This is a genomic window from Streptomyces sp. NPDC005435, from assembly GCF_040703155.1.
Lineage (GTDB): Bacteria > Actinomycetota > Actinomycetes > Streptomycetales > Streptomycetaceae > Streptomyces.
The window spans coordinates 1-20,417 of record NZ_JBEXEQ010000025.1 but is presented as its reverse complement, the minus strand read 5'-3'; the positions used below and the strand labels follow the sequence as shown (position 1 = coordinate 20,417).

Sequence of the window (20,417 nt, the reverse complement as noted above, 5' to 3'; positions counted from 1 at the left end):
GCGCCGAGGTTCGGCGGAACGGCGCTCGAAGCGCGAGCGGTGCGGTCCCTACCGTCGGATGGTCGCTCTCCACCGTCCGGGAGGAACACCCATGTCCTCGCTCATCCGCTCGCATCCACTGGCCGCCTTCTTCACTCTCGCCTGCGCGCTCAGCTGGCTCGGCTGGCTGAACTACATCCTCTCCAACCAGGGCCTGGGCATCACCGATGTCGATTACCCGGCCGTTCTCGGGACCACTCAGCTCCTCGGCGTACTGCCCGGCGCGTACCTCGGCCCGATCGGCGCGGCCCTCGTCGTCACCGCCGTCGTCGACGGTCGCGCCGGGCTGCGCGCCTGGGCCGGACGGCTGCTTCGGTGGCGGGTCGGGCTGCGGTGGTACGCCGTCGCGCTGCTGGCCGTTCCCGCGGGGCTGATGGTCGTCGGTACGGTCTTCTCGGGCGGCCGGATCGCGGCTCCGTCCCTGCTCGCCGCGTATCTCCCGGTCCTCGTACTCCAGTTGGTCACCACGGGGCTCGCCGAGGAGCCCGGCTGGCGCGACTTCGCCCTGAACAGGCTGCAGCGGCGGTACTCGCCGTTGGTGTCCGCCGCGATCCTCGGTCCGGTGTGGGCGGTGTGGCACTACCCCCTGTTCCTCACCGACTGGGCGGAGGGCAACCGCGGTTGGGCCGGGCTGCTCGCCTTCACCGTGTTCTGTGTGTCGTTCAACGTCGTGATGTCGTGGATGTTCAACCGCACGAACGAGTCGCTGCCCCTGTCGATGCTCATGCACGTCAGCGTCAACACCTTCGTCTCCGTGCTCTGGGCGGACCTCTTCCCCGGCCTCGCCACCGTCGCCGTCCCCGTCATGGCCGTGGGTTCCGTGGTGGCGGCGCTCGCGATCATCGCGCTCACCCGGGGCCGGCTCGGTCAACCGGCCCCGGAGGAAACGTCGTTCGCGCGCCGCGCCGCTCCCCTACACTCCCGAGGATGACCACGTCGCCGAGCACGCCCGGGCGGGAACCGCGGAACGGCGCCGTGGTCGCGGGGATCTGCTGCCTCGCCCTCGCCCTCGCGATCCTCCTGGCGGTGCCGCCCGTGGCCGACGTGCCGGGCGGCTCCGGCACCGTGCCCGCCGTGGGCTCCGCCGCGTGGTGCGCGGTCCTCGTCGCCGTGGCGGTGCAGTCGGCCGCGGCCGCGACGAGCACGCGAACCCCTCGTACCGCCGTGGCCCTGGTCGTCCTCGCCGCGATAACCCTCGCCGGTGTCGCGCCGGGCGACCTCGTCAGCGTGACCGCGGTGCCCGAGATCGCCGCCGCCCATCTGCTCGCCGTGACGACCGGTCACCGGCTCCGAAACCAGACGGCGGCGGCGCTGTTCGCCGGAGTCACGGCCGCCACCGCCGTGAACGCGGTACGGTCCGGCGCGGCGGGTCCTCTCGTCGCACTGGGTCTGGGAGTCGGTCAGGGTCTGATCGTCGTCGGGGTTCCGCTGCTCATCGCCCTTGTCGTCGTCGGCAGACGTGAGGTGCGCGCGGCCCATGCGCGGGAGATCGCCGCGCTGACCGGCGAGAGGGAGGCCCTGGTCGCCTCGGCGGTCGTCGCCGAGCGCGTCGCCCTCGCCCGCGATCTGCACGACATCGCCGCCCACCACCTCTCCGGCATCGCCGTGCTCGCGGCCGCTCTGGAACGGCAGCTCGACGAACGGTCCGCCGCCGCGCGGGAGTCGGCGCACGACATCCGCGCCCAGAGCATGGCCGTCCTCGGCGACCTCCGCAGAATGGTCGGGCTGCTGCGCGACGACGACATGGCACCGCTCGCCGAGCGCTCGCTCCGGGCGATCCCCGACCTGCTCGCAGCACGGTGTACGGGGCGTACGGGCGGTCACGGCATAGGTCTCACCGTCCGGCCGGACGGTGCCGACCCGGGCGCCGGCGTCTCCGCCCTCGCCCAGGTGGTCGGCTACCACATGGTCCAGGAGGCGCTCGCGAACGCGTCCCTGCACGCACCCGGCGCGCGATGCTCCGTCACACTCGACGGCACCGGTGACGACCGCGTCGCCATCACCGTCCGCAACGACCGCCCTCCGGGTTCTGTCCCGGCGTCGGAACGCGAGGGCTTCGGACTCATCGGCATGAGCGAGCGAGCCGCCCTGGTGGGAGGAAGCGTCGACTACGGGCCGACGCCGGGCGGCGGTTGGCAGGTACTGCTGGTGCTCCCGCGCGAACTGCCGTCGCGACAACAGCGGTTGACCGGAGGGGTGAAGCCGTGACCACGGGAATCCGCGTGGTGATCGCCGATGATCAACCACTCGTACGGAAGGGACTCGCCGCGCTCCTCGGCGCCGAGGACGGCATCGAGGTCGTCGGCGTCGCCGAGGACGGCGCTCAGGCCCTGCGGCTGATCCGGCAGCAGCGCCCCGACGTGGCGTGCCTCGACATCCGCATGCCGCGGATGAACGGCGTGGAGGTCGCGCGCGCCGTGCGGCACGACCCGGTGGAGGTGCTCATGCTCACCACCTTCGACCTGGACGAGTACGTCTTCGGGGCGCTGGAGGCCGGGGCCGCGGGGTTCCTGCTCAAGGACTCCGATCCGGATCTCATCGCCCACGCCATCCGTCAGGTCGCGCGCGGCCGCGGCATGATCGACCAGGAACTGACCCGGCGTGTCCTGCGCGCCTTCGTCGCACTCCGCCCGGGGCGGCCCGTCACCGTACGGGAGGACGCGGTGGCCGGCGGCATCCTCACCCTGCGCGAACTCGACATCCTGCGGCTGCTCGCACAGGGCATGAGCAACAGCGGCATCGCGTCCGAGCTGTGCATCGAACCGTCCACGGTGAAGTCCCACCTCACCCGGATGCTGCCCAAGCTCGGCGCGGCCTCCCGTCTCCAAGCGGTCGTCTGGGCCTACCAGAACCGGGTGGTCGCCCTGCCCGAGGAGGACTCTTGACGCATGTTGATCACACAAGCGGATCGGATGGGACCGCGCCGGACCGGCCCGTGAGCCGCACTTCACCGACGGCTCCCCCGTCACCGAGCGGCTGACCGAGCACCCGCCACCGCACGGCTTCGCCTACGAACTCACCGGCATGGTCGACGTGACCGAGGGGCGGGACCCTCGATAGCCGCAGCGCCCAGCCGGTGTGCGGCCGCGTGCTGCGGCCGATGGGGCGGATCGGGTCAGTGCCGTGGGGGCGAGGCGTGGTGGAGCCGCAGAAGGAGGGTCGCCGTGACGGCGCGCATGCGTCCCACCGGGGTTCGGGGGTCGTAGCCGAGCCGGCGGGTCAGTGTCTCGTGCCGGGCCCGCAGGGTGGTGTGGTGGATGCCGAGTCGGGCGGCGGCGGACCGGACGCTGTCGGACTCGACCAGGGCGCGCAGGATCTCGGACTCGTGGGCGTCGAGCCGGCCGAGTGCCACCACGTCCTCGTGAGGGCGGTCGGGGTCATAGGACTGGACGAGTTCCAGCATGACTCCGAGAGAGGCCGCGTCGATGACCGGGTCGTCGGCGCCGGTGAGCCGGTAGGCGACGATCGCGCCGTTCCAGGACGTGGGCGCATGGTCGGCGCCGACCCACGGACCGAGTCCCGCGTGGCCTGCGGGCGAGCAGGTGCCGAAGGCGTCAAGTGTCGCCCGCAGCATGCCGTAACGCGTCGGGACGACCGTCGAGAGACCCTGCGGGGCCGGGTCGTCCAGACTCGTCGCGACGAGCCGGATCCGTGCGCCCGCGTCGACCCGCAGGGCGGCCAGCGCGGCCACCCGCTCGCCGACCGGCGTCGCGGCGTCGACCGCGATCTCGAGTCCGCTGCCCGCGCCGTGGCGGGCGTCGCGCAGCTCCAGAGCCAGCGCGAGCCGCTCGACCACCATCTCGTCGTTGGCGTGCGGCGCGCCCTCGCGTTCCAGCCAGACCCGGAAGCCGGGCTTGACGAGCTCCGGTGAACAGGGACCGCCGACGTCGTCCAGGCGCCGGCCCTCGGGACTGAAGCGGCTGACGCGGTCGCGGCGCTCGATGCCGGCCACCGCGCCCGACATCGCGGCGGCGGCGCGCAGCAGTCCGTCGATTCCCACGGCAGCCACCACCAGGGCGTCGAAGTAGGCGACGACCTTGAGTGTCTCGCTCGCCTCCGGGTCCAGGGCGGTGAGCCGTCCGAGGAGTTCCTGCATCCGCGCTCCCAAGCGTCTTCGAGTCCGCTCTCAAGCGTCTTCGAGCCAGCGTATCGCCGCGCGTCCGGCGCCGGTCAGGAGGCGAGGAGGCGCGCGACCCAGTCGTTGCGGGCCGCGGCCGCCGCCTGCGAGACCGCGGCATGCGGCGCGAGCAGCTCGAACCCGTGGAACCCGCCCGCCCAGACGTGCAGCTCGGCCGGTACGCCGGCCGCCCACAAGGCACTGGCGTAGGCGACGTCCTCGTCGCGGAAGACCTCCGCCGAGCCGCAGTCGATGTACGTCGGGGGCAGCCCGGTGAGGTCCGTCGCGCGGGCCGGTGCGGCGTAGATCGAGACGTCGTCGCCGCCGCGGCGCTCCCCGAGAAGCGCTCCCCAGCCGAACCGGTTGCTGGAACGGATCCAGACGCCGGCGTCGTCGTACTGGTGCGTCGAGGTCGTCTCGTCGCGGTCGTCGAGCATCGGGCAGACCAGGACCTGGCCGAGGAGGGCCGGTCCCCTGCGGTCGCGGGCCAGGAGTGCGGTGCCGGCGGCGAGGCCGCCGCCCGCGCTCGCACCGGCGATGACGATCCGGGCCGGGTCGATCCCCAGCTCCGCGGCGTTCTCGGCCGTCCAGACCAGACCGGCGTAGCAGTCCTCGACGGGGTAGGGGTCGGGGAACTCGGGCGCCAGCCGGTACTCGGCGGTGACCAGGACGGCGTCGTGGTCGAGGATCCAGGGCAGGAACTGGACGGTGCCGACCATGCGGTGGCCGAGCACCATGCCGCCGCCATGGATGTGAAAGATCCCGGGTCCGGGCCCGGTCCGATCGGCGCGGGAGATGACCGAGACCGCCATGTCCGCGCCCTCGTACCCCGCGATGGTGATCTCCCGGACGACCAGACCGGCCTTGGCCAGGGCCTCGCCGGTCAGGTCGGCCTCGGCGTGCATCATCTCCCGCATCGGCCGGATGGTCTCCGCGGTCAGGTTCGGGAGCTGCTTGCCGAGAACCGACAGGACAGCGCCCAGCTCGGGGTCGAACGGCGGCCGGGCAACGTGCGTGGTGGACATCGCGGCGTTCCTTCACATGCTTACTGCTTCGGACGGGGCTGACCACAGTGCCTGTGGGCGAGCCCCGTCGAGAACCACCGTTCGTGGCGGATTTCAGGCTGTTTCCGAACCATTTGGCTAGTGCTGTGACCGCATAGGTTTGCCTGGGTCAGCCGCGCTCAGTCTTGACGTCGAGGCGGCGCTTGACATCCTGCTGGACGCACTCGGCATCGGCAGGGAAGCGATCGCCTTCCACGACGAGGGCGGGAGCGGGTTCGCCGGCCTGCGGAACGCTTCCCGGCCCTGACACCTGAAGGTCGGGCTGCCTCGCCGGTGGGACGTCCGCCGCAGGCAGGCGGGCGGGGCCCGGGTCTGGACGGTGTGGTCGCGGTGGTGGGAGTGGGCGATCGTAAACCGTCGCAACGGCCCAAAGCGAACCGGCGCTCGGCTTCCTCAGCGGAGCGCGTGCACCGCCGCCGCGAAGACCGGCGGCAGCCGGGACGCCACCGGCACGATGAGCCGGGCGCCGGCCGGGCGGCTGCTCGCGGCCAGCAACGCCCTGGTCAGCAGGCGGTGTCGGCGTGTGGCGCGGGCCCACTCCCGCTCGTACCGCTCCGGCCGCCCGGCCGCGACGCACCGTACGGCGGCCTCGGCCGTCGCCAGGGCGAGCGCGATGCCCTCACCGGTGAGCGCGTCCACGTAGCCCGCCGCGTCCCCGACGAGCAGGACCCGGCCCTCGACCCTGCGCCGCACCCGCTGGAGCAGCGGCCCCGCACCGCGTACCTCCGTGGCGGGGGCCCCGCGCAGCGCGGCGGTGAGGGCCGGGAAGCCGGTCAGATGCTCGTCGTACCCGCGGCGGACGCGGCTCAGTACCGCGACCCCCACCAGGCCGTCGGCGACCGGGGTCACGTACGCCTCGCCCCGGCCGGACCAGTGGACCTCCACGAAGTCCGTCCACGGGGCGACGTGGTAGTGGCGGCGCAGTCCGTACCGGCCCCGCGCGCTGCGGGGCAGTTCCAGGCCGAGCCGGCGGCGGACGGGAGAGTGCAGACCGTCGGCGGCGATCAGCCAACGCGCCGTGATTCCGGCGGCGTTGACGCTGTCCCGCGTCTGGCGCACCTCGCCGACCCTGCCGGGGACGATCCGTACGCCGAGGCCGAGGGCGCGCTCGTGCAGCGAGCGGTGCAGGGTCGTACGGCGGATGCCCAGCCCCGGCCGGTCCCGGAAGGGTGCTTCGGCGCGGCGGAGGCCGTCCACGTAGCGGATGCCGCGCAGCTCCCGGCCCGCCGGTTCCACGCCCAGCGCCCGGAGGGCGGCGACACCGCCGGGCATGACGCCCTCGCCGCACGCCTTGTCCACGGGCGCCGTGCGCGGCTCGACCACCACTGCCGTGAGCCCGGCCAGCGTGGCGTGCACGGCCGCCGCGAGCCCGGCCGGGCCGCCACCGGCCACCAGGACGTCGATCATGCCGGAACCGGTGTGCCGGCGGCGGCCAGCGTCTGGTTCTCGCAGCGGATGCGCACGGTCAGCACGGCTGCGTTCAGCACCGTGAAGACGACGGCGGTCACCCAGGCGGTGTGCACCAGCGGCAGCGCCACCCCCTCGGCCACCACGGCCACGTAATTGGGGTGCCGCAGCAGCCGGTACGGCCCCCGGGTCACCAGCGCCAGCCCCGGTACGACGAGCACGCGGGTGTTCCAGCGCGGTCCGAGCGTCCCGACGCACCACCACCGCAACGCCTGCGCGCCCGCCAGCACCGCCAGCATCGGCCAGCCCAGCGCGGGCACGAACGGCCGCCCGCCGAGCCACACTTCGAGCGGACAGCCCGCCAGGAGGCCCACGTGCAGGGCGACCATCGCCGGATAGTGTCCGTCACCCGCCACGATCGCCCCGCGCGACCTGCTCCAGCGCTCATTACGGCGGGCCACGGCCAGTTCGGCCACCCGCTCACCCGCGACGGCGGCCACCAGCAGCGCGTACCAGATCATGTGTCTGTCCTCCTGTCGTGCTCGCGCTCGTGCTCACCAGCTCAGCAGCACCAACTCGCAGGCCAGACCCGGCCCGACGGCCAGCAGCAGTCCCGGAGTGCCCGGCGGCGGGCGGCGTTCGGCGAGGGTGTCGCGCAGGACGTGCAGCACGGAGGACGAGGAGAGGTTGCCCACCTCGGCCAAGTGGCGTCGGCTGAGGTCGAGTTCCTCGGCGGGCAGATCCAGCGCCGCGGTGACGGCCTCCAGGATGCGGGGGCCGCCGGGATGGCACACCCAGGCCGTCACGTCCTGCGGCTTCAGACCGTGGTCGCCGAGCAACTCCCGTACGTCGTCGGCCAGATGCTGCCGGAGCGCCTGCGGGATGCCCGGATCGAGGACGACCTTGAACCCGGAATCCCCGATGTCCCAGCCCAGTACGCCGCCCGTGTCCGGGTACAGCCGGCTGCGGGTGTCCACGACCGTCGGGCCCGTGAACGCCTCCGCGCGGTCGGCCCCGCAGGCCACCACGGCGGCGGCGCCGTCACCGAAGAGGCCGGTGGCGACCAGGTTGGCCATGGAGGCGTCCCCGCGCTGGAAGGTGAGCGAACACAGCTCGACCGACAGCAGCACCGCCACCTGCCCGGGGCGCCCCAGCAGGAAGTCGTGCACGCGCGCCAGCCCGGCCGCGCCCCCGGCACAGCCCAGACCGAACAGCGGTACCCGCCGCACGTCCGGCCGCAGCCCGAGCCGGCCCGCCACCCGTGCGTCGACGGACGGTACGGCGACCCCGGTGACCGAGGTGAAGACCAGCAGGTCCACGTCGGCCGCCGACAGCCCGGCGGCGCGCAGCGCGTCCCGGACCGCACGGGCGCCCAGGTCGGTGGCGGCGGTGATGTAGAGGTCGTTGGCGGCGCCGAAGCCGTCCAGCGTCCCGTACCGGTCGAGCGGCAGCGTCATGTGGCGGGCGCGTACCCCGGAGTTGCGGTGCAGGCGGTCCAGCACCCGGCGGTCGGCGCCCCGGGGCAGACAGGCGCCGGCCACCATGTCGGTGATCTCGGCCTGGGCGAAGCGGTACGGCGCGAGGGCACCGTGCACGGCGGCGATCCGCGTCATGACGCTCCCGTACGTCGGCCGATCCCGGTGGACTCAGCAGGCCTTCCCGGGGTGGCCGGCCCGGCACCAGAGATCGCCCGTCCGGCCGTTCCGGATCGTAGCGCGCCCGGCGGGGCTCCTACGATCGCCGGGTGGTGACTCCCGAGCAGTCGACGGTCCCGGCCCGCAGGTTCTCCGCCCTGGCCGGGGCGTGCCACCCCGGCCCGTTGGCGGCGGTCACCGCGCTGACGGCGGCGCTTGCCGCGACGGCGGGACAGGAACCGGGCCGCTGCCTGCTCACCACCGGCGCCGTGCTCGCCGGGCAGCTCTCCATCGGCTGGTGCAACGACGCCGTCGACGCGCGCCGGGACAGCGTCACGGGCCGCCGGGGCAAGCCCGTCGCGGACGGCGCGATCGAGGCCGGGCAGGTGTGGACGGCCGCGTGGGCCGCGCTGGCCGTGTGCGTGACGCTCTCCTTCGCCTCCGGGTGGGCGGCGGGCGCCGTGCATCTGACCGCCGTCGCGGCCGCGTGGGCGTACGACCTGCGGCTCAAGGCGACCCGCTGGTCCTGGGCGCCGTACGCGGTGGCCTTCGCCGCGCTCCCGGCCTTCGTCACGCTGGGCCTGCCCGGGCACCCGTGGCCCGCCTGGTGGGTCCTCGCCGCCGGTGCGCTGCTGGGCGTCGGCGCCCACCTCGGCAACGTACTGCCGGACATCCGGGGCGACCTGGCGACCGGCGTACGGGGCTGGCCCCAGCGGCTCGGCCCCGACCGCGTACGGCTGCTGCTGCCGGTACCCCTGGTCACCGCGTCGGCCCTGCTGGCACTCGGGCCCGCCGGACCGCCCGGCGCCCGGCACCTGGCCGCGCTGGCGGGGGCCGGGCTGATCGCGGCGGCGGGTACGGTGCTGGGCCGCCGCCGGGAACGGGCCGCGTTCGCTGCGGCGGTCGCCGTGGCGGCACTGGACGTGGCGCTGCTGCTGGGCGGCGGCGGGTACGGGACCCGGACATCCTGAGACCGACGGAACCGCGTCCGAGCGGCCGCCCGGGCCGAAGTACCCGACGTGTTGTCACGTCCGGTGCCATGGTGCTCTGCTACGGCAGCAGCTCCGTGGTCGACGAGCCGACGAGTTCTTGATCAGTCGAAGGCCACGACGAGACGAACGGCGTCATCACCGAATCGATCCTCCCGAGCTTTCATCACGGCGAACACATGAGGCCAGTGGGACCTGGGGCCCAGGATGGAACCAGCCGTCAACGACTCGTAGCTGCACAGCAGGTTTCCACTGTTCCGATCCACGAGCCGGTCAGGGTTCTGTCACAGTTTGTGGCACCTCCACGGCTGCCGTGCCGACCCCTGCCTGCCCGGGCCCTGAGACACGGTGCGATCTCCACGGCGGGGCAGTCGGGCCCCGGCCGACGGGTCAGGAGGAACGAGTGACACAGATCATCGCCTAAGTCTCACGGACGTTCAACGAGTCTCTGCTCTTGCCCAACTGGCCCCGGACCGACTGCTCGCCCGCAACGGTCGAGCTGCACACGCCCCTGGTGCGGCACATCGTGGGCGAGCCGTCAGCGATCGAGTCGCACTCCCCGTTCACGTCCGCGATCATGCAGGCCGTCAGCACACCGGAACTCGCGACCGCGCTCGCTCGCAACGGCGGTCTGAGCTTCCTGCACTGACCACCCCGAAGGCCGCCGTCAAGTTCCTCGCGCGTGACGGACTCGTGCTCTTCGACAACCCCGACGCGTTAGTCCTCCGCGCCTTCAGGCGCGAGACCGCGCTATGTGACCCGGACCCCGGGACGACGGCCCCCAACCAGTTCGCCTGCCGACTCGGCTGCGGCAACGCGATCCGCACCGACAGTCACGCGCAGCCGGCACGAGAACACGCTGATCAGCTCGATGCGAGGGCACCCTCGTGGCCCCAGCCCCTGGGTGAGTGGAGGCTGGTGCTCACCGCATGGCTCTGCAGAAGCGCCATGCCGACGTCAAGGAGGAGTTCTACGCGCGGGTGCGTACGGAAACGCACCAGACACCGGAAGTCGAAAGGCGGATCCGCAAAGAGGTTGTCCGCTTGAAGGGAGCTCTTCGGGACTCCCGGGCGGCCGAAGCCGAGTCTCGGCGTCGAGCAGAGCAGATGGCTCTCGCGGCAGAGGAAGACATAGCCCGGATCTCCCCGCTCATGCACCGAAGAACCTGCTCGGCCGCTACAACGTCACCGACAGCGTCCCGGCCACTGGTGTCCTGCACACATCCCAACCCGCACGCCCCCGATTTGGGCGACGAGACCGGAGAGTGAGCACGCTGCCCAACGTCGCCGGCCTATTCCACACAGGGCTGTTCCGCTCGGCCTTCAGATCGACGCAAGGTCGGCTGATGCCCATACTCTGAAGCGATGACCTTTGATGTGCGTCCGATCACTGCCTCCGACCTCCACGCCGCGAACGCGATCGGCGAAGAGAAGCAGTGGAAACTGATCGCGGCGCCGAGCGGCGCCATATGCCTCGCAGGTGAAGACCGCAGCCCGGCCTTCGCGTATCTCTGCACAGAGGGCGACACGGTGCTCGGCTGGGTGTACGGCGCCTGTCGTCCGCCAGAGTCGGGCTACATCGCCGTCGATCGGATCATCGTTGCTCCACAGCACCGCAACCGCGGTGTAGCGCGGGCACTGATAGCCCACGTATTGGCCGCCTTCCCGGACACAGAAGTACTCATGGCGGCATGGGACCACGACCTGGTGGCCTTCTACGCTGCTCTCGGGTTCCACCAGGCCGACGACGGCACCATGACCAACAAGCTGTAGCCGACCGGCTGGCAGGCACCACCGTCACTTCGGGAATCCCTGCGGTCGGCATGCAAGCGCCGGCGGAGCGGCGCTGGGAACTGTGACGCGGAACGGAGCCGTGAGGCGGGTGCCTGATGGTCGTAGCTACGGGGGCCATCGATGCCCGATGCCGAGGCGTTCGGGAATGCCGACCTTCCGACGGTAGCGGCATTGCGCGGCCCGCTCGGATTGCACACCGAGCGTGGCGACGATCCGCTTGAACATCAGCAGCGGCTTGCCCGTGCGAGTGGCTAGCAGCATGCCTCCAAATCGTCGCGGGCGGCTTGGAGCGGCGCGAGCGCGCGGGGGTCCTCCGCTCCAACGGGGCGACGGACGCCGCCCGCGACCGGGCTCAAGCCTCATCCTGGCTTCTGAGCCCGGCCTCATAGTTCTCCATCGCCCCCCTGCCGCTCAGGCACCCGCGCCGGAGCAAACTTGACCTTCGAAGCCCGGCGCGGCCGAGGATAGCGGCCCCGCAGTAGCTGCGGACCTGCACCGCCCACGGCTGATTACAGGGATCGCACCGGAGCGACGCCCCGCCGCACTCGTTATCGGTCACATCTGCCGAAGCCCCGCCGACCCAGTGCGGTGCGGACGCTGAGGCAGCCCACGGCCGGACACAAGGACTTGACAGGGAACTGTGCTCGTGCCGGCACGAAACGCGGATCTCCGGCGGACCCGCGGTCCTGTGGGTCGGGTTCCGCCGGGACAGCCTGACATGGGTCGGGCCGGGCGGCGAGCCAACGTGGTACGCGAGTTGGCCGACCTTGCACCGCGGCTTCTGCCCCCGCTGTGGAAGCCAGCTCGTCTCGCTCGCCGACGGCTCCGACATGATCATGGTGACCGGCTTCAGCCTCGACGACCGCAACGGCACGGACCCCGTCGGGCACTCGTTCCGCGAGGAGGCGGTGCCTTGGATGATGATTGACCTGGCGTCAGCATGACAGCCGCAGAAGAGATGGTCACCGCCGGCACCGGACGCCCGTCATGGCGTACGGCGTGCACTTGGCCGAGGTGCCCCGGAACGGCGCCGCGCTGTACGACCTGACGCGGGCCCGGGCTCGGTACGAGCGGCGGGGTCAGCGGGTACGGCCGGCTCAGCCCGTTCGAGCGGTGGACGCTGAACACTCCACTGGCTCGGCGACGAAAGCGTGGCCCTCGTACGCGCCGCCCACGTCATCCATTACGTCCGCCACCATGTCACCGCACTGCGAGGCAGCTACTGAGAACTCCTGCCGGAATGATCTACGGGTCAGGAGTCGATCTCCCAGTAAAGGGCGCCGGCCTGGGCCAGGGGTTCCAACGTCTCGACGAAGGACGACTCGTCCGCGCCGGGCGGGAGGTTCACGGCGAGGTAGGTGCCCCGCAGCCACTCATGCGGCAGGCCGGTGTCGACGGCCTTGCCGTGCAGGAGCTCGTGCACCCGCTCTCGGTCCGCGTGTTCCACGACGAGTGCGACGCGAAGGGTCCGATGGCCGGACTTGCGCAGGACCTCGGTCACCAGGTGGTCGCTGTCGATGGCCACCACGTCGCGATAACAGATTCCGTAGGTGAAGAACGGCAGACAAGCCACCTCGAAGGTGTCCTCAGTAAGCCGGCGGGTCCACAGCTGCTCGCGCGAACCGTCCTGCCGGTCCGACAGATTGGCGTGGATCATGTAGTTGGCGGGGCCCCGACCGATCGGGTTCTCGTGCGTGATGATGGTGATGGGGTGCCTCCTGGAGCTGATTCCCGACTCCAGGATCCTCCAACAGCCGCCTCGGTCCTTCTGAAGCGGGGCGGGTTCAGACGTCGCCGGCAGACCGGTGCACGTCCGAGGCCGAGGAAGGCTTCGTGGATGCCGTCGCGGACCTCCCAGCGGATTCGCAGGCGGCGGAACCAGTGCGGATGGACGAACGCGCGCGGGCGATCAGCGGTCTCACCCCCAGGCCCCCAAACACCAGCCGACGGCACCCCGCTCTGGCCGCACAGCTCGACCGCGGCCATCTGTTCGCCCGCAGCGGCGAGGGCAACGCGGCCGACTGGGTCGTCGAGGCGGGCGTCAAGGCCAACGAGTTGCCCGCCCTGCGGGCCTACCTGCTCAAGCGCTTCAGCGACTGGGCGCCCGACCTCCACTCGTTCCTCACCGACAGCGACGGCTATGTCGAGCGGGCGATCTGGTCTCCGCCGACCCCGCTGACGTGGGAGCACACGCCATGGAGCCGTTCGACGGTCATGGTGTCAACCTGGCACTGCTGGACGCGGTCGAACTCGCGCACGCCATCGCCCAGCAGGACACTCCGGAATCGGCCGTACGCCGCTACGAGCCGACCATGCAGTCCCGCGCGGTGACGGGTACTTGGCAGATCACCTTCCAGGCCCAGGTCGACGCGCCCTTTCCCACCACCCTCGACCGCACCGCGACCATCGACGGCGACACGATCACCGGCTCGGCAGTGCTCCCGACGGGCACATTCCCGTTCAGCGGCGCGCGCAAGACCCCGGCGTGACCAAGCTCCTTCCAGCCCGGGTACCGGCTCACCTGGCTGACAGCGCGCCGGTCTGATCCCTCACCCAGAGAGCGGGCTTCGGCAGTCCCGCAACGCGACAGGAAGCCCTCCTCGACGGGACAGGCGCGGGATCGAGGTCATCAGCTGAATCTCGTTATCGAGGGTCATGCCCGATGAGGTAGAAGTGCGGCATGGATACCGCCGTACTTGAGCAGTTGCTGGACGACACCTTCGATCACGCGCTCGTGCACCACGGATACACCAACTACATGCGCGACTACGAGATCATCGTCTACGCGACGGCTGATCCCCGAACCGGCATCAAGCCGGCCTACCTGCGGTATCTCTTCCGGTACTGCGTCGAGGCCCGGTGTGAGACGTCAGTGCCGGCGGACATCTGGCGGGTCTCCTTGGACGACCGGCTCATCGACCACGAAACCGGTGCCGATCTTGACGGATACGTCTGGGGGGTGAAGTGCCACGCCCTGTACCCGGGAGCCAAACTGCTTCCCGAGTCCGAGGAAACTCGCCGCTGGTCGAAGGCCCTTGGGATCGACTTTCACGAGGTCCGCATCGAAACCAACGCCCACATCATGACCTTGCTCTTCTCGGACCTCCAGGTGAGCGAGGTCCCGATCGGATACGCGCCCTTCATCACGGAGTAGGGATCAGAATCCATGTGACCTTACGACTGCCGTCCGTCCAGGTCGTCTTCCTGACACGGGACGAGATGCTCCGAGCGACACCGAGCGGGAACGGCTGCGCCCGTTCCTGCCTGCCAGCAATGGACGTTGTGGCCGGTGGCGGGATCATCGGCAGGTGATCGACGGGATTCCGCATCGGGTGCGGACGGGGGTGCCGTGGCGTGACCTGCCCGAACGCTTCGGGCCGCGGAAGACCGTCTACGAACGCCACCGCCTGTGGCCTGTGGTCGGCCGACGGCACCTGGGAACGTCCGCTCCAGCAGGTCCAAGCCGCGGCCGGCGCCCCCACCGACCGTTCTCCGGCAAGCCCCACCTGAGCGCGGACGGCGGCTGCCGCCCGCTTTCCCTGATCGTCACGCCAGGCCAACGGGCCGATTACACCCAGCTCAAGCCGGTCCTGGAGAAGATACGGGTGCCCAGACCTAGCCCAGGGCGACCACGCAAGAAGCCGGACAGCCTCGCGGCCGACAAGGCCTAGGTCATGTCCCTTCACGTGGTGTAGCTGATCATTCGGCGGTGGCGGGCAGGCAGGTGGTGTTGTCCGGATAGAGGCTGTCCATGCTCTCGATGGAGAGACAGCGGCGGGGGAAGGCGATCCACTCGTCGTGGAATTCGACGAGGACGGCCGTGGCCAGGCGGGCGACGGCTGCGTTCGGGAAGACCTGGACGACGTCGGAGCGTCGCTTGCTCTCCCGGTTCAGGCGTTCGAGCGGGTTCGTCGACTGGATCTTCTTCCAGTGCTGGTTGGGGAAGTCCGCGAACGCGGTCAGGTCCTCCTTCGCTTCCAGCAGCATCTGCTTGACCTTGGGGAACTGTCGGCCGAGCATGCCGGCGACGGTGTCGAGCTGGGTCCTGACCGCCTCGGTAGTGGGCTGGGCGAAGGCTGTGCGGATCGTCGCGGTGACCCTCTCCGCGGCCCCTTTCGGGATCACGGAGAAGACATCGCGCACGAAGTGAACGCGACAGCGCTGCCAGCCGGCTCCGATCATGGCCTTGCGAACGGCGTTGACCAGGCCGCTGTGGCTGTCGGATCTGACCAGGCGGACGCCACTCAGGCCGCGTTGCCGCAGCGAGCGGAGGAACTCGGTCCAGAAGGCCTCCGTCTCGCTGTCCCCGACCATGACGCCCAGGACTTCACGGCCTCCCTCCTCGGTGACGCCGGTCGCGATGACAACGGCCTGGTACACGAGCTGGTGGTCGACGCGGGCCTTGACGTAGGCGGCGTCGAGGAAGACGTAGGGGAACCGGGTGTGATCAAGGGGCCGTGCCCTGAACGCGTCGAGCTGTTCGTCCAGGCTGGCGCAGATCCGGGAGACCTCGCTCTTCGATATGCCGGTGTCCGATCCGAGAGCTTTCACGAGGTCGTCTACGGAACGGGTGGAGACACCGTGGACGTATGCCTCCATGACGACCGCGTAGAGAGCCTGGTCGATCCGGCGTCGACGCTCGAGCAGGCTGGGGAAGAAACTCCCGGCCCGGAGTTTCGGGATCGCGAGTTCCAGGTCACCGGCCTGCGTGGTCACGGTCTTCTCCTGGTGCCCGTTACGCAAAGCGGTGCGGGTGTCGGTCCGCTCCCCCGCTCTGCACCGATCCTGGCGGTGGCCTCGGCCTCGATCAGTTCCCGCAGCAGCCGCTCTGCGACCTCTCGGACGAGTTCAAACCATCTGCCGAACGTAGCGACTCAAGCAGGCGAAGTAGGTCATGCTGGGACAAGGCCACCAGGCACCCCCTTGGACCGAACTGGCACTTCACCAAGGGCAGTTGCACGGCGGCCTGCCCCATTTTCAGGGAGCGTTCACCGGCAGCCGATGCACACGGGGGCACAGAAACGGCGCACTTCCCAGCCAAGATCCGTTACACCCCATGAAGGGACGCCATCTGGCCCTTACCTCCACCGGAGTACGACTCCGGCTCCCCCGGGCGCGCACTTGGCTGCCGTTCGACCACGCCCTCCTGACCGGAGTCACCGTCGGACAGTACGAGGCCGTTCTCTCGTACAGCGTATGCGCCCCTCTGCCCCTCTCGGGTCCGGCAGCACCATGGCTCGGCGTCGCTATCGAACACGGCATAGCCCAGCTATAACGGGAACCCAAGGATCTATATACGTCTCAACTAAGCGGCTCAGGAGCCCCGTTGGTTCCCCATCCTGTCGCACTCGACCTCCCCCACGCTCTGGTTGAGTGGGTAACCATGCTCATCGTCACCCGTGGGGACGACCGGCGCTGCCCCCTGCACCGCACACGCTTACGTCACCTCCGCCATCGGGCACCTGGCGGATCGGACGCTGGGGCTGCTGAAGGTCCTGCGTGAGACGGACCCTGACTTCGCCCTGCTGGACGGCACGCTCGCCGAGCCCGACCGGGTTGGCGACGAGCGGGCCGACTGCTCCGCCAAGCACAAGCGGCGCGGCGTGCACGTGCAGGTCGTCACGGATCCCCAAGGGAAGATCCTGGCGCTGGCGCCGCCGGGCCGGGCCCACGACCTGACCGCCGCCCGCACCCACCGGATCATCCGCATCTGCGAGCGTCAGGGCGTCCCGATCCTCGGGGACATGGCCTACATCGGCGCCGGCGACTGGGTCACCACCGCCAAACACCGCCCGCCAGGTGGCGAACTCACGCCCACCGAACAGACCTCAACCGACCCCTCTCCACAGCCCGGGCCCCCGTCGAACGCGGAGTCGCCTGCCTGGAGTGGCTCAGCAGGCCGCCCGCCGGGTTCGCTCCGGCTGGGCTCTGATCAATTTCCTTCAGCGGCACTCTGAGGCGAAGGACAAGGCCCATTCGTCGGCCGCGCGGTATCCCCCGGAGACCGCATACCGCGCTTCGAGGGTTGCGAGCACCTGGGACAAAGGGTCACCGGCCATGGCCGTGTCTCCCAACCGTCCGAGGTCACAGGTTGGTAGCCGCGAGTCCTTCCTCGGTGTCCCGGGCGCCGGTCACCGCGTTCCGCGGAACGGCTTCCGCGAGGGCTACGAGCTCTTGCTCAGCCAGTTCCATGTCACCGGCTCCGGCGTTGTCCTCCAGATAGCGGCGACGTTTGGTGCCCGGGATGGGAACGGCCCCCTGCGCGCTGACCCAGGCAAGAGCGATCTGCGAGGGCGTCGCCTGTCGGGCGGCGGCAATGTCGCGGATCCTGTCGACCAGGTGCAGGTTGGCCGCGATGTTCTCGGGCGAGAAGCGCGGCAAGGTACGGCGGGCGTCATCCGCGTCGAGGTCGTCCACGCTACGGATCTGTCCGGTGAGGAAGCCACGGCCGATCGGGGAGAAGGCGACCAGACCGATACCCAGTTCATTCAGAGTGTCCTTGATTCCATTGACCAAGAGATCCTGGCTGAACAGGGACAGCTCCGACTGCACGGCGGTCAGGGGGTGGACGGCGTGGGCACGGCGAATGGTGCCGGCCGCTGCCTCGGACAGGCCGATATAGCGAACCTTCCCGGCCTGCACGAGCTCTCCCATGGCACCGACCGTCTCCTCGATCGGCACGTCCGGGTCGACCCTGTGCAGGTAGTAGAGGTCGATGACATCGATGCCGAGGTGGCGCAGGGAGCGGTCGGCGGCGCGGTGTACGTGAGCTGCGCTGGCGTCCATGACAGCGTTGTTCTCGAAGTCACGTCCGAACTTGGTGGCGATGGTGATCTCGTCCCGCCGGGAGCCCAGTGCGCGGCCGATCAGCTTCTCGTTCTCATAGGGACCGTACGCTTCGGCGGTGTCGATGTGGGTGACGCCGAGGTCGACGGCGCGGTTCAAAGTGGCGACAGCCTCTTCTTCGTCGCGCGCGCCGTAGGCGACGCTCATTCCCATTGCGCCAAATCCCTGCCGGGAGACCTTCAGCCCTTGCGTGCCGAGCTCAATGGTCCTCATGCGATGTGCCTTTCACTATTGTCCGTACAACGGTCTGATGCTGTCGATCAGGCGGCGGGCGGGCCGAAGACAACCCTCTGGCGGGTGACCCGCCCGTCCGGTCCGACGGAGAAGATCTGTACGAATGCCAGACCGTCGGCATCATCCAGGCGGCCTCCTGCGGGAACACCCGCCACACCGCGGACAATGTGGTCGCCGTCGACCTGCCACGCCTGACGAATTCGGTGCTCGACCTCTCGCGGGGTTCCGAGGTCGGCCATGAACTTCTTGATGGCCGGGAGCCCTTGCACCGTGGTGCTCCCGAAGTGCAGCACCGCATCGTCAGCGAATACGCCGAACGCGGTCTCGTGCTGCCCCGCGTCGACGGAACGAAGGAACGATGTGATCCATTCAGGCGCGGTGGGTGACATGGTTGTCGTGCTCCTTGCTGTGGTCAGCGGCGTGTTGTGCATGGCGGGCTCCGGCGGGGCGGAGTCGCTGAGGGGGCCCTAGTCCTGGGGCTGGCGCCCTTCCGTCAGAGCCTTGTAGGAAGCGATCTTGCGGTCGATGGCGACTAGATGCCTCTGCGTGCGGCGCATCTCCTCGATGACACGTTCCCTATGGGACGACAGGAGCTTGAGCCGCTCCTCGGCAGTCCCGTCACGACGGCTCAGGTCGGCCATGACGCGGATGTCCGCGATCGACATCCCCGTTTCTCGCAGCATGACCAGCCCCGCGATCCACGACAGGTCGGCTGCACGGTATCGCCGGCGGCCGCCGCCATCTCGGGGGGTTGGATCCAGCAAAAGACCTTCCCGCTCGTAGTAGCGCAGCGTTTCGACCGCCACCCCCGTTGCCTCCGCGGCCTGGCCGATGGCGAGACCTTCGGCGGGAACCTTGACCGAGATGTCCGGAAGGAGTAGATCGCTCACAACCCCCACTGTTCCACCTGGAGCGCACTACAGGTCAAGTCAGGGCGGTCGCGCGTGGACATGGATAGCCCAGACACCTGCGCCCGGTCTCCCTCACGATGCCTGCGCCCTCTCACCCCGACGCCAGACTCATCGGGATCACCAGATCTCCACCAGTCACGCCCGTGGCGCTCAAGGGAAGAGTCAGATACACACAAGCACGTCATCATCGGCGGGAGCCGGGGCATACAAATAAGGCGCTTCTCCTCCGCCACACAAACCGAAATCTGATTCCTGGAATCAGGTTCCGGATTTTTGTTGATTCGAGTTGTCCGCAGACCTCTACGAAAATTCAGGCACAGCCAAAGCGGCAAGGACTCCCTTGCTGCGCAGGTTCATGTATCGACCTTCTTCAAAGCATGCAGGCAATTGCCCCCAAAGCCCGCAGGGAGTATTCCCCCACTCCCTGCGAAGGGGCGGCGTGGCCTCCAACCCCCAGGAGCCACGCCGCCCGCTATCTCGAACCCATGAATCAAGGTGGCAATTTCCCCACGCCTCGACCGGGCATTTCATACCCATATCAGTCACAATGGGCGTAGTCGGTTCCTTGGCTGTCCTTTCCGTCGGCTGCTCTACCACAACCAGCGGTTCACACAGGAACACGGACGTCCGGACGAACGCGACCTCGGCTCCGGCCACCGACACACCGTCGCCGCGCGTGCGGAGCGCCAGACCGCCCACAGCTGCCCTGCCGAGGGACGTTGAGCGCACGGCTCCCGCGTTCGTCACGGCCTACTCGGAGCACGATGCGCGCGACGGTGCCGATAGCTCGTATCCCGATGCCGGCGCCAGGGCCACCTGGCTCACAGCCGGTGAACTGGCGGATGCCCTGGCCGAGCAGCATCCGAGTCAGGGCGTCGAGTGGGCCGCTCTTCGGGCCGAGCAAGCCCACCAGGCCACCAAGATCACGTCGGCGGTCGTCCCCGATGGCGCACCGCCCACGACCGGGGCCTCCGCCCTCGTCCGCGTGGGATACACCGTCCCGACCGTGCCGCGGTCGGGACACCTACGCCGAAGCAATGAACAGCTCGCGCTGCGCCTGGAGCACACCTCCGAGGGCTGGCGCGTCACCGCGCTGCCCTGGGCGTGACGGCGGCGCGATGAACAACGGCACGAAGGCGGGACTGGGCGTGGTAGCGGCCGGATTGGTCTCGGGAGTCGTCCTCCTGACCACTTTCGGCACCGCCGACAGCGCTACCCCAGACAGTTGCCTTGGTGGCACTCAAGATGGCGGTGGGCCAAGCCCCTTTTTCAGGGCCCGCATGTTCACTGAGCTTCTTCGAGTTGGCCACCGATCGGGTGATGGGCCCTGAAGCGCAACGAGCGAGGCCCCCGAGCTGTTGATCGAGATGTCTGACGTCTCAA

20 protein-coding genes and 3 pseudogenes are annotated in these 20,417 nt (G+C 69.9%); 12 read left to right on the top strand and 11 right to left on the bottom strand.

Annotated features, from left to right (window positions below; genetic code table 11):
- The first annotated feature begins 91 nt into the window (after window positions 1-91).
- The 3 genes from AB0898_RS27170 to AB0898_RS27160 are packed head-to-tail and all read left to right on the top strand — an operon-like array spanning window position 92 to window position 2,924.
- Entirely contained in the window at window positions 92-970 is an 879-nt protein-coding gene (locus tag AB0898_RS27170; protein ID WP_366805622.1) for a type II CAAX endopeptidase family protein, read from the top strand.
- Window positions 967-2,247: a histidine kinase gene (locus AB0898_RS27165; protein ID WP_366805621.1), complete on the top strand. Its 1,281-nt coding sequence runs from the start codon at window positions 967-969 to the stop codon at window positions 2,245-2,247. Before AB0898_RS27170 ends, AB0898_RS27165 begins: the two co-directional genes overlap by 4 nt.
- Window positions 2,244-2,924 carry a response regulator transcription factor gene (locus AB0898_RS27160; RefSeq protein WP_366805620.1) on the top strand — a complete coding sequence of 227 codons (681 nt, stop codon included), beginning with the start codon at window positions 2,244-2,246 and terminating at the stop codon, window positions 2,922-2,924. Before AB0898_RS27165 ends, AB0898_RS27160 begins: the two co-directional genes overlap by 4 nt.
- 230 nt (window positions 2,925-3,154) lie before the next feature.
- Here AB0898_RS27160 and AB0898_RS27155 read toward each other — a convergent pair whose 3' ends face one another.
- The 5 genes from AB0898_RS27155 to AB0898_RS27130 all read right to left on the bottom strand — a co-directional run bounded on the left by AB0898_RS27155 (window position 3,155) and on the right by AB0898_RS27130 (window position 8,240).
- Entirely contained in the window at window positions 3,155-4,135 is a 981-nt protein-coding gene (locus AB0898_RS27155) for a helix-turn-helix domain-containing protein (protein WP_366805619.1), read from the bottom strand.
- Window positions 4,136-4,209: 74 nt separating this feature from the next.
- Window positions 4,210-5,181 carry an alpha/beta hydrolase gene (locus AB0898_RS27150; RefSeq protein WP_366805618.1) on the bottom strand — a complete coding sequence of 324 codons (972 nt, stop codon included), beginning with the start codon at window positions 5,179-5,181 and terminating at the stop codon, window positions 4,210-4,212.
- Between the two features lie 432 nt (window positions 5,182-5,613).
- Window positions 5,614-6,627 (bottom strand): FAD-dependent monooxygenase, encoded by a 1,014-nt coding sequence (locus tag AB0898_RS27140; RefSeq protein ID WP_366805617.1) that lies wholly within the window; start codon window positions 6,625-6,627, stop codon window positions 5,614-5,616.
- Complete coding sequence (locus AB0898_RS27135; RefSeq protein ID WP_366805616.1) at window positions 6,624-7,148, bottom strand: isoprenylcysteine carboxyl methyltransferase family protein; 525 nt, start codon at window positions 7,146-7,148, stop codon at window positions 6,624-6,626. The genes AB0898_RS27140 and AB0898_RS27135 overlap by 4 nt, the downstream gene beginning before the upstream one ends.
- A gap of 33 nt (window positions 7,149-7,181) precedes the next feature.
- Window positions 7,182-8,240 carry a 3-oxoacyl-[acyl-carrier-protein] synthase III C-terminal domain-containing protein gene (locus AB0898_RS27130; protein ID WP_366805614.1) on the bottom strand — a complete coding sequence of 353 codons (1,059 nt, stop codon included), beginning with the start codon at window positions 8,238-8,240 and terminating at the stop codon, window positions 7,182-7,184.
- 131 nt (window positions 8,241-8,371) lie between these two features.
- Here AB0898_RS27130 and AB0898_RS27125 point away from each other — a divergent pair, with 131 nt between their 5' ends.
- The 3 genes from AB0898_RS27125 (at window position 8,372) to AB0898_RS27115 (ending at window position 11,022) form a co-directional block, all read left to right on the top strand.
- Window positions 8,372-9,232 carry a UbiA family prenyltransferase gene (locus tag AB0898_RS27125; RefSeq protein WP_366805613.1) on the top strand — a complete coding sequence of 287 codons (861 nt, stop codon included), beginning with the start codon at window positions 8,372-8,374 and terminating at the stop codon, window positions 9,230-9,232.
- 472 nt (window positions 9,233-9,704) lie between these two features.
- A complete protein-coding gene (locus tag AB0898_RS27120) occupies window positions 9,705-9,899 on the top strand; it encodes an IMP dehydrogenase (protein WP_366805612.1) in 195 nt (64 codons plus the stop codon).
- 715 nt (window positions 9,900-10,614) lie between these two features.
- Complete coding sequence (locus AB0898_RS27115; protein WP_366805610.1) at window positions 10,615-11,022, top strand: GNAT family N-acetyltransferase; 408 nt, start codon at window positions 10,615-10,617, stop codon at window positions 11,020-11,022.
- A 126-nt stretch (window positions 11,023-11,148) separates the two neighbouring features.
- Here the strand turns inward: AB0898_RS27115 and AB0898_RS27110 are convergent, their stop codons facing one another.
- Window positions 11,149-11,304, bottom strand: coding sequence for a hypothetical protein (locus tag AB0898_RS27110; protein ID WP_366805609.1), 156 nt, complete (start codon window positions 11,302-11,304; stop codon window positions 11,149-11,151).
- Between the two features lie 377 nt (window positions 11,305-11,681).
- Here AB0898_RS27110 and AB0898_RS27105 point away from each other — a divergent pair, with 377 nt between their 5' ends.
- Window positions 11,682-11,987, top strand: a complete 306-nt coding sequence (locus tag AB0898_RS27105) for a GFA family protein (RefSeq protein WP_366805699.1) — start codon at window positions 11,682-11,684, stop codon at window positions 11,985-11,987.
- Window positions 11,988-12,295: 308 nt separating this feature from the next.
- Here the strand turns inward: AB0898_RS27105 and AB0898_RS27100 are convergent, their stop codons facing one another.
- Complete coding sequence (locus tag AB0898_RS27100; protein WP_366805608.1) at window positions 12,296-12,700, bottom strand: DUF4265 domain-containing protein; 405 nt, start codon at window positions 12,698-12,700, stop codon at window positions 12,296-12,298.
- A 538-nt stretch (window positions 12,701-13,238) separates the two neighbouring features.
- Between AB0898_RS27100 and AB0898_RS27095 the strand changes: the two genes are divergently transcribed.
- The 3 genes and pseudogenes from AB0898_RS27095 to AB0898_RS27085 all read left to right on the top strand — a co-directional run.
- On the top strand, window positions 13,239-13,532 hold the full coding sequence (locus tag AB0898_RS27095; RefSeq protein ID WP_366805607.1) for a hypothetical protein: 294 nt from the start codon (window positions 13,239-13,241) through the stop codon (window positions 13,530-13,532).
- 191 nt (window positions 13,533-13,723) lie between these two features.
- Window positions 13,724-14,197, top strand: a complete 474-nt coding sequence (locus AB0898_RS27090) for a hypothetical protein (RefSeq protein WP_366805606.1) — start codon at window positions 13,724-13,726, stop codon at window positions 14,195-14,197.
- 58 nt (window positions 14,198-14,255) lie between these two features.
- Window positions 14,256-14,711, top strand: a pseudogene (locus AB0898_RS27085) (transposase); the annotation flags it as partial.
- Between the two features lie 31 nt (window positions 14,712-14,742).
- Here AB0898_RS27085 and AB0898_RS27080 read toward each other — a convergent pair.
- Window positions 14,743-15,955 (bottom strand): annotated as a pseudogene (locus AB0898_RS27080) (IS256 family transposase).
- Window positions 15,956-16,369: 414 nt separating this feature from the next.
- Here AB0898_RS27080 and AB0898_RS27075 point away from each other — a divergent pair.
- Window positions 16,370-16,930, top strand: a pseudogene (locus tag AB0898_RS27075) (transposase family protein); the annotation flags it as partial.
- Between the two features lie 197 nt (window positions 16,931-17,127).
- On the opposite strand, the gene AB0898_RS27070 reads toward AB0898_RS27075, so the two are convergent.
- The 3 genes from AB0898_RS27070 to AB0898_RS27060 all read right to left on the bottom strand — a co-directional run bounded on the left by AB0898_RS27070 (window position 17,128) and on the right by AB0898_RS27060 (window position 19,013).
- Window positions 17,128-18,102 (bottom strand): aldo/keto reductase, encoded by a 975-nt coding sequence (locus tag AB0898_RS27070; RefSeq protein WP_366805605.1) that lies wholly within the window; start codon window positions 18,100-18,102, stop codon window positions 17,128-17,130.
- 47 nt (window positions 18,103-18,149) lie between these two features.
- Window positions 18,150-18,512, bottom strand: coding sequence for a nuclear transport factor 2 family protein (locus tag AB0898_RS27065; RefSeq protein ID WP_366805604.1), 363 nt, complete (start codon window positions 18,510-18,512; stop codon window positions 18,150-18,152).
- A 78-nt stretch (window positions 18,513-18,590) separates the two neighbouring features.
- Window positions 18,591-19,013, bottom strand: a complete 423-nt coding sequence (locus AB0898_RS27060) for a MerR family transcriptional regulator (protein ID WP_366805603.1) — start codon at window positions 19,011-19,013, stop codon at window positions 18,591-18,593.
- Window positions 19,014-19,710: 697 nt separating this feature from the next.
- Here AB0898_RS27060 and AB0898_RS27055 point away from each other — a divergent pair.
- On the top strand, window positions 19,711-20,142 hold the full coding sequence (locus AB0898_RS27055; protein WP_366805602.1) for a hypothetical protein: 432 nt from the start codon (window positions 19,711-19,713) through the stop codon (window positions 20,140-20,142).
- The last annotated feature ends 275 nt before the right edge of the window (window positions 20,143-20,417 follow it).